The sequence below is a fragment of the Rosenbergiella nectarea genome, assembly GCF_900111105.1.
Taxonomy (GTDB): Bacteria; Pseudomonadota; Gammaproteobacteria; order Enterobacterales; family Enterobacteriaceae; genus Rosenbergiella; species Rosenbergiella nectarea.
The window spans coordinates 1-12,304 of the sequence record NZ_FOGC01000020.1 but is presented as its reverse complement, the minus strand read 5'-3'; the positions used below and the strand labels follow the sequence as shown (position 1 = coordinate 12,304).

At 44.9% G+C, this 12,304-nt stretch carries 21 protein-coding genes; 18 read left to right on the top strand and 3 right to left on the bottom strand.

Annotated features, from left to right (window positions below):
• Nucleotides 1-318 precede the first annotated feature (318 nt).
• The 3 genes from BMX14_RS17080 to BMX14_RS15975 all read right to left on the bottom strand — a co-directional run bounded on the left by BMX14_RS17080 (nt 319) and on the right by BMX14_RS15975 (nt 1,809).
• Nucleotides 319-441: a hypothetical protein gene (locus tag BMX14_RS17080; protein ID WP_268993462.1), complete on the bottom strand. Its 123-nt coding sequence runs from the start codon at nt 439-441 to the stop codon at nt 319-321.
• Between the two features lie 27 nt (nt 442-468).
• The gene (locus BMX14_RS15980; protein WP_230527541.1) at nt 469-846 is read right to left on the bottom strand and encodes a hypothetical protein; all 378 of its coding nucleotides are present in this window, start codon (nt 844-846) and stop codon (nt 469-471) included.
• 258 nt (nt 847-1,104) lie between these two features.
• Nucleotides 1,105-1,809 (bottom strand): LexA family transcriptional regulator, encoded by a 705-nt coding sequence (locus BMX14_RS15975; protein WP_092678463.1) that lies wholly within the window; start codon nt 1,807-1,809, stop codon nt 1,105-1,107.
• Between the two features lie 116 nt (nt 1,810-1,925).
• Here BMX14_RS15975 and BMX14_RS15970 point away from each other — a divergent pair, with 116 nt between their 5' ends.
• The 18 genes from BMX14_RS15970 to BMX14_RS15875 all read left to right on the top strand — a co-directional run bounded on the left by BMX14_RS15970 (nt 1,926) and on the right by BMX14_RS15875 (nt 12,284).
• On the top strand, nt 1,926-2,147 hold the full coding sequence (locus BMX14_RS15970; protein ID WP_092678461.1) for a helix-turn-helix domain-containing protein: 222 nt from the start codon (nt 1,926-1,928) through the stop codon (nt 2,145-2,147).
• Between the two features lie 112 nt (nt 2,148-2,259).
• Entirely contained in the window at nt 2,260-2,592 is a 333-nt protein-coding gene (locus BMX14_RS15965) for a CII family transcriptional regulator (RefSeq protein ID WP_092678459.1), read from the top strand.
• Between the two features lie 19 nt (nt 2,593-2,611).
• On the top strand, nt 2,612-2,767 hold the full coding sequence (locus BMX14_RS16685; protein WP_177173194.1) for a hypothetical protein: 156 nt from the start codon (nt 2,612-2,614) through the stop codon (nt 2,765-2,767).
• The gene (locus BMX14_RS15960) at nt 2,764-3,621 is read left to right on the top strand and encodes a hypothetical protein (RefSeq protein WP_092678457.1); all 858 of its coding nucleotides are present in this window, start codon (nt 2,764-2,766) and stop codon (nt 3,619-3,621) included. The genes BMX14_RS16685 and BMX14_RS15960 overlap by 4 nt, the downstream gene beginning before the upstream one ends.
• A complete protein-coding gene (locus BMX14_RS15955) occupies nt 3,618-5,051 on the top strand; it encodes a DnaB-like helicase C-terminal domain-containing protein (protein WP_408011886.1) in 1,434 nt (477 codons plus the stop codon). Before BMX14_RS15960 ends, BMX14_RS15955 begins: the two co-directional genes overlap by 4 nt.
• Before the next feature lie 305 nt (nt 5,052-5,356).
• Nucleotides 5,357-5,608 (top strand): hypothetical protein, encoded by a 252-nt coding sequence (locus BMX14_RS15945; protein WP_092678454.1) that lies wholly within the window; start codon nt 5,357-5,359, stop codon nt 5,606-5,608.
• Nucleotides 5,605-5,886, top strand: a complete 282-nt coding sequence (locus BMX14_RS15940; RefSeq protein ID WP_230527539.1) for a phage protein NinX family protein — start codon at nt 5,605-5,607, stop codon at nt 5,884-5,886. The genes BMX14_RS15945 and BMX14_RS15940 overlap by 4 nt, the downstream gene beginning before the upstream one ends.
• A complete protein-coding gene (locus BMX14_RS15935) occupies nt 5,886-6,074 on the top strand; it encodes a hypothetical protein (protein WP_092678452.1) in 189 nt (62 codons plus the stop codon). The genes BMX14_RS15940 and BMX14_RS15935 overlap by 1 nt, the downstream gene beginning before the upstream one ends.
• Entirely contained in the window at nt 6,067-6,243 is a 177-nt protein-coding gene (locus tag BMX14_RS16680; protein WP_177173193.1) for a hypothetical protein, read from the top strand. Before BMX14_RS15935 ends, BMX14_RS16680 begins: the two co-directional genes overlap by 8 nt.
• 3 nt (nt 6,244-6,246) lie before the next feature.
• Complete coding sequence (locus BMX14_RS15930; RefSeq protein ID WP_092678450.1) at nt 6,247-6,696, top strand: DUF1367 family protein; 450 nt, start codon at nt 6,247-6,249, stop codon at nt 6,694-6,696.
• Nucleotides 6,697-6,882: 186 nt separating this feature from the next.
• Nucleotides 6,883-7,152 (top strand): DUF3310 domain-containing protein, encoded by a 270-nt coding sequence (locus tag BMX14_RS15920; RefSeq protein WP_092678446.1) that lies wholly within the window; start codon nt 6,883-6,885, stop codon nt 7,150-7,152.
• Nucleotides 7,153-7,966: 814 nt separating this feature from the next.
• Complete coding sequence (locus BMX14_RS15905; protein WP_092678440.1) at nt 7,967-9,097, top strand: HNH endonuclease signature motif containing protein; 1,131 nt, start codon at nt 7,967-7,969, stop codon at nt 9,095-9,097.
• A gap of 714 nt (nt 9,098-9,811) precedes the next feature.
• Entirely contained in the window at nt 9,812-10,063 is a 252-nt protein-coding gene (locus BMX14_RS15900) for a class II holin family protein (RefSeq protein ID WP_092678438.1), read from the top strand.
• A gap of 3 nt (nt 10,064-10,066) precedes the next feature.
• Nucleotides 10,067-10,549: a lysozyme gene (locus tag BMX14_RS15895; protein WP_092678436.1), complete on the top strand. Its 483-nt coding sequence runs from the start codon at nt 10,067-10,069 to the stop codon at nt 10,547-10,549.
• Nucleotides 10,549-11,025 carry a lysis protein gene (locus BMX14_RS15890; RefSeq protein WP_092678434.1) on the top strand — a complete coding sequence of 159 codons (477 nt, stop codon included), beginning with the start codon at nt 10,549-10,551 and terminating at the stop codon, nt 11,023-11,025. Before BMX14_RS15895 ends, BMX14_RS15890 begins: the two co-directional genes overlap by 1 nt.
• Nucleotides 11,022-11,261 (top strand): hypothetical protein, encoded by a 240-nt coding sequence (locus tag BMX14_RS15885; protein ID WP_092678432.1) that lies wholly within the window; start codon nt 11,022-11,024, stop codon nt 11,259-11,261. The genes BMX14_RS15890 and BMX14_RS15885 overlap by 4 nt, the downstream gene beginning before the upstream one ends.
• Nucleotides 11,262-11,566: 305 nt before the next feature.
• Nucleotides 11,567-12,103, top strand: coding sequence for a Rha family transcriptional regulator (locus BMX14_RS15880; protein ID WP_092678430.1), 537 nt, complete (start codon nt 11,567-11,569; stop codon nt 12,101-12,103).
• A complete protein-coding gene (locus BMX14_RS15875; protein ID WP_092674806.1) occupies nt 12,096-12,284 on the top strand; it encodes a hypothetical protein in 189 nt (62 codons plus the stop codon). Before BMX14_RS15880 ends, BMX14_RS15875 begins: the two co-directional genes overlap by 8 nt.
• Nucleotides 12,285-12,304: the final 20 nt, after the last annotated feature.

The following is a 12,304-nucleotide window of genomic DNA, read 5'->3' as shown; positions in this document are numbered from 1 at the left end:
CTTCATAAGGGGGAAGTTTTGGAAACTTCCAGAGCACAGGTAAACAGATACCTTAGTTCCAACAAGCTAAGAATATCTGTTTACCGGGGTTAATGCAAGACTGAATAGCTGAGAGGTTTCAGGGATGGATGGTGCGATAGGCGGCAGGGAAAAGGTGCGATCAATAATGGGGTTTTTGGCGGCTTCAAAAAATTACATAATTAGTAAAATCAATTAGTTATGTTGTAAATTCGGGTAGATCAATATTGTTTGATTAGGGCGAAAAAAATCCCGCCGGAGCGGGATTAGATGATTATTAAGTCTTCAACCTACTAGATGTTAAGCAGCTTTAGGCGTGCTTTCGCTAAGTATTGAATCTTTACGTGCCTGCATTTCTTCAACAATTTCGTTTAGACGGTTAGCCAGTGTCAACATGCGGTCAATACTCTTTGATTTGTCCATGAATTCCTCCAATTATAGATATGGCGACTAGACAATATTCAAACTACGTAGCATAGAAGAACTTTGCTCGCATAGCTGTGGATTTTTCTGTCTTATGTCATTAATAAGCATTTGCGATAGAAGCAAAGCTTGTTTCAAGTTAATGTCATCGTGCTTTTTAGTTTCTGTTTCAAGCTCACCTATGATCGCTTCAAGTTCGTCAAGTGATGGGTCAACTATCTTACTAAGTAAATCCATACCGTGCTGATCAAAACTTCTTATTACGAACGCAATCAAATTGATTACTGCAATTTTCACGCTATTGAGCTTGATTTCATCAGGTGTAGAACCTAAATCTTGATTCGCAATAGCAACTAACTTCAAATAGCTCTGCTGACTACGCGCAGCATTATCACCAACGGACATTAATCATACTCCTTATATAGTTCCAATCAATGGGATTTACAATGGGAATGAGGAATAATTACATGTTTTTGGAATCAAACCTCACTAAATCGGATTGGTCTTGTACATTAAAGATCCAATAAAGTTAAGATAAATTTAAACTGGCTACATAAATTTTACCTGAGAAGAACTCTTCGGATACTAAATGTTAACATTTATAGATTTTTCACAAAAACCGCATCTTAGCCTCTACAGCTACGCCTATGGAAAATCTGAGCTCTAGATAAGTACCGAATACCAGAAAACCCGGCCAATTATCTCAATATCTTCTGAGAAAACTTTTTGGTCCTCATACTCGTCTTTGTTAAAACTTCTTACGCTCAAAAAATCGTTTGGTAGCTTGTATAGCTGCTTAATGCGTTTAAGTCCCCCATGGTTAATGGCGTATAGCTTGCCATCGATTATTTTCTTGTTGTTGGTATCGACGGCAACTGTAGTGCCATCAGGAATAATAGGCTCCATGCTGCTACCAGTTGCTGGAAAGCATAGGACTCCTGAGCCATCACTATTCGCACCTACGCGGCGTAAAGTAGATTTAGAAAATCTTAGCATAAGCCCATTATGGTCTTCAGATCCGAAAGTTCCGTCCCCACACGCAAATTCTATATCCTTTAGAAAATGTACCTCCACCTCGTCGTCATCGAGAGGTGTATTTCTATCCCAAGGGGAAACCTTTCCCCATGACTTTTCATCAGGGATTGACTCTCCTGACTCTTTCTTTGGCACTCCTGTACCCTGCAAAATCCAGTCAAGTGAGTATCCAAGAGCTGAAGAGATTTGCTCGGCAGCTTCTTTGCTAATTGAATCTCTCTTTATCCAGTTATTAACGGTCTGTGGCGTCACGTTCAATTTTTCCGCTAGCCCACGCTGCGTAATTCCTTCTCTGGAAATAATATTTTTAATTCTGTCAGCTACGTTATTCATAAATCCCCCGGTAAGGAGATAGTAAACATTATGTTTACTTTGTCTATCATCATAATGTTGATTTTATCCGCGCAATACATTAACATGGTGTTGATTATTTGATTTAGGAGAAAGCCATGATCAACAAACGGAAGATCGGCATTACTCCCCTGTCTTTAGCGATTCAAGCTGTAGGCGGTTGCCAGAAAACTCTGGCGGAGAAAGTAGGCGTTTCTCCTCAAGCCATCAGCTTACTAAAAAAGCGTGGGGGCCAATTACCAGTTAGCAAAATGAAAATATATTCAGATGCTACTGGGATACCAAAAGAAGTTTTATACCCAGAAATTTTCGCCGCTTAGTAACACCATTCAATCGAGCACTGAAAAGTGCAACCCCACCGAATAGCCCAATCTATTTACGGCATTCAGCTATTAGCTGATCGCTCAACTAAACACACAAGGATATTACCCAATGGAGTTCGCAAAAGAACGCAAGAAAGCCTTGCAGATAGAGAGCTACTTACTCTCGAAGATTTCAGTAAGGGGTCAGACAAAGCTCGCCAAGATGCTTGGTTTGAATGAAGCCGCAGTAAGCCGATTAAAGGCTGCTACAGGCAAACAGAAGTACAGCACCATGAAGCTAATGAGTTTGATATTGGCTTATGCAGGAATGGAAACACCTGAGTTTGATTTAGTCGGAACAATGAGCCGGTTAGAGAAGAAGCTGGAGAGAATGGAAGAATTACTGGCAAAGAAAAAGCCCGGGGGCAACCGAGCTTCATCACAACTTGCTTTGGAACTGTAGAACAATCAACGAGGTAATTATGACAAAGAAGCGTAGTAATTTCCAGCAAAAAGAGGAGCGTTACCAACCTGAGCGCCCTGTAGGGCTGGTTGATGTAGCCGCTAACAATCGTGCATTTGCCGCACGGTTAATCGGAGAGTTTCGACTAGCTAAAGCAGGAGTAAGCAGAAAATGAGTAACGTAGCGTATGCAAATTTTACGGCTCGTAAGAGTCAAAATGATAAACCGAACTCAGTCGGTAAGGGGTTCGCCTTGCTGCACAGAAAAATTAAGGAATTGCCTTTTTACAATAAAGACTCTGAAGCGGTTCACCTCTGGATTCATATCATCCTTTCAGCAAACTACTCTCCTGAGTTAGTGAAGACTGATTTTGGCGTAATGTCAGTCAATCGCGGTGAGTTCATAACGGGGAGAAACACGCTAGCTGCAGAAACAGGAATCATTAGCGACAGGATTAAATATCTACTAAATAAGTTTGAAAAATTAGGGATGATTACCCGTGTTACAAACAATAAATTTACCCGAATTTGCGTCACAAAATACGATGATTATCAGCTAAATAATGTGCCAGCAGAGTGCCAACAAAGTGCCAGCTCAATACCGCATTCAGAAAGGGCTACAGAGGATCTTGTGCCAACAGAGTGCCAGCAAAGTGCCACAAGTAATGAATATACTAATAAATCTAATACTAACGTATTAGATATGTCATCTGGTGATGACCAATCGTCTTGCAAGAAAACGAAATCAAAACCCATTCCATACCAAGCAATCTTAAACGCTTACAACGAAACAGTCGGTGACAGACTGCCTAACGCTGAGAAGCTTAATCCTAAGAGACGAACCGCCATCAAGCGGATGTTAGGTGAACTGAAGCAGCCGACAGTACAGGCGGCAACAGCCTACTTCGAAACGTTCATGGACAAGGCTGGTCGTTTTTACTTTGGTGACAACAATCGCGGCTGGCGCGCTTCGTTCGATTACCTACTGCAAAGCGACACGATCACTAAAACTAGGGAGGGTAGCCTGTGAGTGATGGAATGATGTTACCTCCGCATAACACGCAAGCGGAACAAGCGGTAATCGGTGGGTTGATGCTGGACGGCGGCGAAGAACGGACGCAGAAGGTCCTGACGCTAATCAAGCCAGAGAGTTTTTACAACAAGATGCATGGCCAGCTATTCGAAGCCATTCGAGACCTGTTAAAACGCAATCAGCCGGTAGATATGCTGACTGTTTCCGAGGAAATGGAGAAACGCGGTTCACTGGAAGCAGCGGGGGGATTTGCTTACCTTGCGGAACTCTGCAAAAACACGCCGTCCGCAGCCAACCTAGCGCAGTACGCCTCAATCGTCCGTGACCACGCCATGGAACGCTACGGCATCCAGAAGCTCGCCGCGGCAACTGAAATCCTCTACACCAAATCAACGCTGTCAGCAGCCGAAAAGCTTGAGGCAGTTTCTGCCATGACTAATCAGATTAGCGACTACGCCAAGACGGGAAGCCGCCGAGGGCTACGCAGTTTCGCTGATGTGATGGATGGATGGATGATTGACCTTGAGAAGCGACTAGACCCTAACCAAGCCTCCCGCGGGTTAACTACTGGCATTCCCTCGCTGGATGACATGCTGGCACCTAAACGTCTTGTCAAAGGTTCTCTATTCGTCATCGGCGCTCGGCCTAAGATGGGCAAAACCACGCTTTACGGCCAGATGGCAATCAACTGCGCGGTGAAAGAAAATAAACCGGCCCTGATGTTCAGCCTTGAAATGCCATCCGACCAAATCCTTGAGAAGCTGGTAGGCCAGAAGTCGGGCGTTAACCCGAATATTTTCTACATGCGCACCGATGAGGATATGCAGAAATACCAGGGTGACTATGACGATGACTTCAACAAGTCACTGATGGTCGCTACCCGTATGCGTGAACTCGATATGCTCTACATTGACGATACACCGGGATTATCACTGGCCCACATCGTTGCAGAGGCGCGCCGCGTTAAACGTGAAAAGGGCTGTGTCGGAATGATTCTTGTCGATTACCTAACGCTGATGACCGCAGAGAAAGCAGATCGTAACGACCTAGCATACGGGATGATTACCAAAGGCCTGAAGAACCTAGCCAAAGAGCTTGATTGCGTTGTCGTCCTGCTTACTCAGCTTAACCGTGAACTGGAAAAGCGAGTGAACAAGCGGCCACTGCCAAGCGACTCTCGCGACACCGGCCAGATTGAGCAGGATTGTGATTACTGGGTCGGCATCCACCGTGAAGGCGCATTTGATGAAAATGTCCCATCAGGTGAAACGGAGTTAATACTGCGACTTAACCGCCACGGCGAAACCGGTACAGTATTTTGCTTGCAGAAGAACGGAGCAATATACGACATGGACCAACACGCCGCACGGCAGAATCGGGATGCTCGACAGCAGCCGTCACGACGCCAGAATGAGTCGGCATTCTAGCTAACCCCCACACCGCTTAATCAAATTCAGGAGGCACTCATGCCTTGCATACGAATACCCAATGGAATAATCACGCTCACCGACTTCTATCGGCTGCGGCTTTCCGATGGCACTTGTGTTTTTATGGATTGGCACTGGTACTGCGGACCGACTTTTTTCAGGGATAAAGGCCAGATGAGAGAGATAGATAACTGGTGGGAGAACCCCTTAATTGTTAAGGCTCTTGACTGGTTCATCGATAGAGGCAAAAGGGCCTAACCCCCACACCGCTTAAAGCGGTTTTTTTATGTCAGTAGGAGAGGGATATGACACCAAATATTAATTACAGATACTCAGTATTTCGCGAAGACGCTATAGAGTACCTGTTAAAAAACGTAGAGAAATTCCCGAAAGAAGTACCGGGGAAAATATCTATCTCGATATTCCAAGGCTGGCGATGGGTCGAGTCACTGGAAGGTGAGATTATCTTTGCAGATTGTATATCGCCTTGTATCACTGCTAAGGATTTGCAGGAGCGGCGCGAGCAGACATTAGAGCTATGGGGATGCCTGAAATGATGAATTACCAAGAGATGAGCGACCATGAAATTAGTTGCGAGGTCGGCAGAAAGATAAGTTTCGCCGATTACATAATGGCTAGAAATGGACAAGTTAATTATTGCAACTCATGGGCTGATGCTGGGCCGATAGTTCAGGAGAATCGAATTTCATTATTCGCATCAGATGATGATGTTAAGTGGATGGCTCAATTCATCAATCATAAAAATGTTCACATGGACAAAAATCCACTTCGTGCTGCGATGGTCGTATTCCTCATGATGAAAGGCGGTGAGTGATGGTTAAGAAATTCAACGAATTCAGCGAGGAAATACAGGCTGAAATAATCAGGGCAGCAACCAAAGTGACTGTGGCAAAGATAAATGCTAAGGGGGCTAAGTTTGACTGCTATTACGGGCATAAAAACTGGTTTAGAGATTCAATCTCTGAGGTAATTAGTGGACTGAAGGCGGCAAGCAATGGATGAATCACGCAAGCAGTTTGAAGAGTGTTGGGATAAGCAAACTGGAAGCCGTAATGGTCGATGCAAGTCTTTACGGACAAAAGATGGCTACAGAAATGTGGCAGCTCAAGAGTGCTGGTTATTTTGGCAAGCATCACGCCAAGCACTACAGGATAACCAGAAAGGAGAGTAACCATTGCAATTCGACCTGGTGAAGCATCCGGGCGGCGTTTTTGCACTAGCTGACGATATCGACCTTCCTCGCATCAATCGGTTCAAAACAGGCCTGACATACACGGCTGAAATTAAGTTATCCCGTCACCCGATATTTCATCAAAAGATGTTCGTATTCTTTAAGTTCTGTTTCAGCTACTGGGCGGCTGAACGCTTAGGGCTTGATTGCATGGACGAGAAAAGCCAGTTCGATAGGTTCAGGAAAGACCTAACTATCCTCGCTGGTTTTTATGAGCAAACGATGAGATTGGACGGGACTATCAGAACAGAAGCCAAAAGCTTGTCTTTTGCGAGCATGGAGCAGGAAGAGTTCGAAAGCTGCTACAGCGCCATGATTAACGCCGCCATAAAACACGTCTTTGCTAACACTAAAGACCAATCAATTCTCAACAGGCTACAAGCCTTTTTCTGAGGTATGCCAAATGGAAAAAATCACATCAATACCCTTAATGCTAAGGAATAATCACTACAACATATCGCTAGTTGCCAAGTTACTTGGAGTGGATAGGAAGACCGTTGCAATTTTTCGGGACGATGAAGGCTGTCACCGTCACATCGTGGTGCGTGGTCGATTGATGACTGAGACGAGGACAGCAAAGTGACAGATAACGTAAACAGCCCATCGCATTACACGCACGGGAAGATTGAGTGCATAGACATCATCGCCGAAATGGTCAGGGATAAGTCCGGCATGGAATCGGCCTGTGTCGCCAATATCACCAAGTATCTCTACCGGTACAAAGATAAGGGCGGCATCGAGTCAGTGAAGAAGGCTCAGTGGTATCTCAATCGACTGATTCAGGAGCTAGAGGGGCATGAACCTATCGACCACAAAGACCCGAACTTTTATGGATTAGGAGCGAGATGATGGCTTTAAAGAGAGACAAGTTTGACGACATATTCTCGAAGCTAGTTCGAGAGCGGGTCGGGTGGGATTGCGATTACTGCGGTAGAAACTTCCAACACGAACCAGCAAAGCTCCACTGCTCACACTTCAAATCACGCCGACACAAATCCACTCGATACCATCCTTACAACGCCTTCGCTCACTGTGTTGGCTGTCACAGAAAGCTAGAAGAAGACCCTTACGAATTTACGACTCACGCTGAGATAGTTTACGGCGAGATGACTATTGAGCGTGTAGCTCGTCTAGCAAGCTCTGTATTGAGATTAAAGAAATGGCAGAAGGATGAGTTGTACAAGCACCTAAAAAGCGAGCACAAGCGATTACAGGAGCTTAGAAGTGATGGTGTGACAGGGAGGATAGAGTTCACTACTCCCGACTGGTATCAGGAAGGGATAACAATGCGAATGGGGGAATCATGACTTGGCTAATTAAGCAGAGGGAGGAAGTATGAAGGCTACAAAATATTTGTTCTGCCGAAATAACGTTTTCAATAGTCAATTCATAGTCAGGTCAACCTTTTTAAATCGGTTACGAGTTCGATTCGGATGCAAGGTTATAGCTAGCTGCAGCATAAACCTTCCGCCAAGCAATAAAGCGATGAAAATAGCAAAGGCTGAATTCGCCGAGGCTGGACTGATAGAGCAATGCATGGGAGTAGAGTTATGACTTGGCTAACCAAAATCCTTAACCACTTCTCACCCATAACCCCAACAGTCCAGTACAAAACCCCACAGAGTTACCCAGCCCAACCCGGCAATAAGCGGAGGAAGAAGTGATGATCGTCTATGGCGAAAATGAATTACTGCCAGAATCCAATCTCCAGTTAGCCAAATTACGGGAGAAATTATTTTATAACTCCGAAACTGGAAACTTCACCTCCAGGCTAGAGCGTGGCGTCAGGATTAAATCATCCATTCGTGATAATGGTTACATCACTGTCCACTTTTCAGGGAAGAAGTATTTAGCTCATCGACTGGCATGGTTCTACATGCACGGAAAGTGGCCAGAGCATGATATTGACCACATCAACGGCAACCCGTCTGATAACAGCCTGAAGAATCTGAAGGAAGCCACAAGAGCAGATAACCCGTATAACAGGGTGATTGGCAAAAATAACACATCAGGCCTTCGCTGCGTCTCCCAGAATAGGCGTAACGGAAGGTGGAGAATAAATATCTGGCGCGGGGGACATAAGTTTTACCTGGGCGAATACATTAGCAAGGTTAAGGCCGCGCAAGTTGCTAACGAATGGCTCAGGAAAAATGATGGCGAGTTCTTTTCTGATGTTAGGCGCCGGAGTGATTTACCAGAAGACCAGATCGCTTTACTGGCCAATATAACCAAGAGCAAAGACTTGGGCCATAAGCCAAGGTTAGATCCATGTCAGAGAGTATTCGTCTCTCATATGCTCAATGCTTGGGGAAAGTGGGCTTATGACGGGTTACCTGATAAGAACCAGATAAGCCCAATCGCAAGATTCATGGAGTCAGTGTCAGGTCGGGGGGCCATAACATCTGATGGATTGGTAGCTATAATGGAAAGTCTTCATAACCGCGGCTATCAAGGAAATGAGCTTATCAAAAAGATGGCGCAAATCATCGCAAATCTTAAGCATGCCAGAGTAGAAACCTGCTCAGATTTAGAAGGCATGTTTATGGATAGAATGATCCAACGTGTCTTGGGGGCTAAATCAATTCTTGGTCAGGTAGCCATTAATTATTATGTCTATGGTCACCCGGTTGAGACTATTGCTCAGTACCTACAAAGGATAACTAAGCTAGGTTTGACAATTTCGCAAGCGAGAAATCGGGTTAGATGGTGCATTAGTTTAATTGAGGCAAAAATCTATTACGAAGTAATCAAAGAAACGGAAATACAGGAAGGTGAAATATTTTCGGATAATTAAATCTAATATTACTTGCAAAAAAATTATGGGCTGATATATTAGGCATATGCTCGCCGCAGTTGTCGATGAGCAGTCACATTTTAGAACCTCGCCTCGGCGGGGTTTTTTATTACAACAGATAAGCCCTTTGACGAGTTAATTCTCGTGTTGTGAAACAGAGGGCTTTTCGTTGTGATAATGTGCTTTTCAGAGTATTGACGTAGTAAATTTATTGTTGTAAATATTATGCGCCGCCTATAAACCCATCCGGTTAATCACGCATTAGGGCGGTAGGATACAAGAGACTGCCTGAGCTTTTGTATTCTTGACTACAAAGACATGGTAAGAATGCATTGCCATGCGCCCAACCAGAATTTAAGCCTCACAGATGTGGGGCTTTTTTTTAACATTAGTTTTGCAATTGCTGAGATTTGTCCTATGGTTAAATTATAGCGTTGAAGGTTAAGGATTATTTCTCATTCATGCATGAATGCCGCTATACCATTTAGCCCTTGGAAGGAGCTAGGGGCGAATCCTGAATTGCTTTCCTTACGATGCTTTCGCCCTTTTCCAAAGGGCTTATTTTTTACCCAAATTTTAAGGCTTCACTTCGGTGAGGCCTTTTTTATTTCACCGCAAGTCAATCCCATTATCCTACACAGATACTATCAAGTGACAGGCGGTGAATCCCTACACACAGCACCTAGCTTTTAACTCAAGCCAAAGGTGGAAACTATGAAGACAGTCAATATGCCCGGTAAAATTTCATCGGTAGTCAGCTATTGCGCGTCTGGATCACTTATTTGTTGGGGGAGCGTAATGGACAAGATACACCACCTCGACTGGCAAACCATTTCGGTTGTTGGGGGGCTAGTCATCGGTGTTATCACCTGCGCTAGTAACTTCTACTTTAAGCGAAGACAGACAAGAGCGTATGAGAGTCAGTTATCGCGGGGGATAATCTCGCCCCCACCGCAAGAGGATTAGGTCATGGCTATTTCATCTTCTCTGCGAAAGGCATTAATTGGTGCAAGCGGAGCAGGTGCAATAGCTATTGCCACTGTGCTAGTTCCAAGCCAAGAGGGTACAGAGTTAACACCATACAAAGATGTCGGAGGAGTATGGACGGTATGCAGTGGTGTGACAGGTAAAGACGTTATACCAGGAAAAGTCTATACCAAGCAGGAATGCGATAAGCTCCTTCAGAAGCACCTGCAAGTATTCGCCAGCTCGGTCGAACGCTCTGTGAAAGTCCCTATGAGCGAGTATCAAGAAGCGGCTCTGATTAGCTTCTCTTACAATGTTGGCACCTACGCATTCGAACATTCCTCGGTACTGCGAAATCTTAACGCCGGAAGATACCAGCAAGCCTGTGATGGTCTTCGCCAGTGGAAATACGTTAATAAGCGTGTCGTCGCCGGATTGGTTAATCGTCGAGAGGTAGAGCGTGAAATCTGCCTGTGGGGTGAATAATGGAATGGATAATTGCTAACTGGCGTTTAGTTCTGATAACCATTCTTTTCGGTGGAATCATTGCTCTGGTAAGCGAAGTCAATCATTACCGTAACTCTGCCATTGATTGGAAGGGAAAATCATTACAAGCATCGTCACTCGCTGACACCAGGCTAAAGACAATCAACCAGATGCAAATTCAGCAAAAGGCTGTTTCGGCAATCGACCAATCTTATCAACTCCAACTCAAGGCGAAAGACGATGAAATCAGTTCTCTTAGCGACCGCGTTAAGTCTGGTTCTGTCGGGTTGCGCGTCAAAGCAGTATGTCCAAGCGGAGTGCCTCAAGCCAGCGCCGCCTCCGGCATCACTAATGCAGCCAGCGCCGAACTCTCAGCAGACGCTCGACAAGATTATTACGCCCTCAGAAGCCAATTAGCTCAAGCCACAGCTCAGATTAATGGCTTGCAGGCTTACATCAGGGAAATAACCAAATGAAAATCATCCAGTGGCTAATCAGCCTATTCACCAAAGAGAGTAAACCCATGACAGAGCCAGTAACTACCGAGCAGCCAGCAGCAGCCGATCCCGCCGTAGCAGTAAACCCAACTATCGAAGTAACCGCAGGCGTTAAAGACCTGTCGAAAGCTTACGAGTTCATCAAGTCAGGCATTAGTCATCTTGGTGAAGCAGCAGAGGGTGAATTACTCGCTCTAGCTAAAAAATATCTGTAGTAGCCAGAACAGAGGTCATTAAAGTGGCCTCGATTGTGGTTATTACCCGACAAGGCAGGTGATCACATCTTCGATGGTCATAACTGACAAGTGATTTAGTCATGCTGTGAAGCATTACGACAATTGCGCTTCGTTACTCTCCGTACTCAAGCCCACTTCGGTGGGCTTTTTTATTGGCGCAACTCACGCGCATATAAACCCCGAGCCTTTCAGAAAGTTGAGCCTGAGATAGTCGCTGGATAATAGCGATCCCTCGGGTGCGGCATATCTGTGAGACAGGCTCAGCTCTCTAAAAGGAAATCGCTATGCAATTAATCGAAACGACAGAAATTAACTTTCATCAATTTGTCACAGCAAGCTCAGGTGATGTGCTGACAGATACATTCCAAATAGCCAAGGCGTTCAATAAGCGCCACGGTGATGTGCTAAGAGCTGTAGAGAACTGTCACTGCTCAGATGATTTCAGGAAAGCGCACTTTTGCGTTTCCGAGAAAATCAACGACTTAGGTATCTTCGATAAAAAACAGAAGTATTACACCATGGACTTCAGCGGATTTGTAATGGTTGTCATGGGTTTTAATGGCAAGGCTGCGGCAGTCATCAAAGAAGCCTGTATAAATGCCTTCAACTGGATGGCCGAAGAACTTCGCAAGATAAAGAATGGGTACGAAGCAGAGCGCAACGCCGTAATGCTCGAATACATGAAAGAGAAAGACGTGGCCAGCATGTCCGGTCGCCTACTCAATCGATGGGGGCGAGTTAAGAAACCAGTGCTATTAGCCAAGATTGAGCGACTAGAGAAACAGTCTCAAATCTGCTTGCCGGGAGTGACTAATGACTAAAGATGAAAAATCTCAACTGGTAACCACTCAACGATATCTTAAAAGTGCAGTCGATTACTTCTCATGTGGTCGAGTAGCCGAAGGTGTTGCATGCATAGAGAACGTTGATGTGTTGATTGAGGCGTTAATGACACTGAAAGAAAGGAAAGAATCCTTGAGAGCGTCGAAATCAAAAAAATAACCAACCCGAGAGCCACTTTC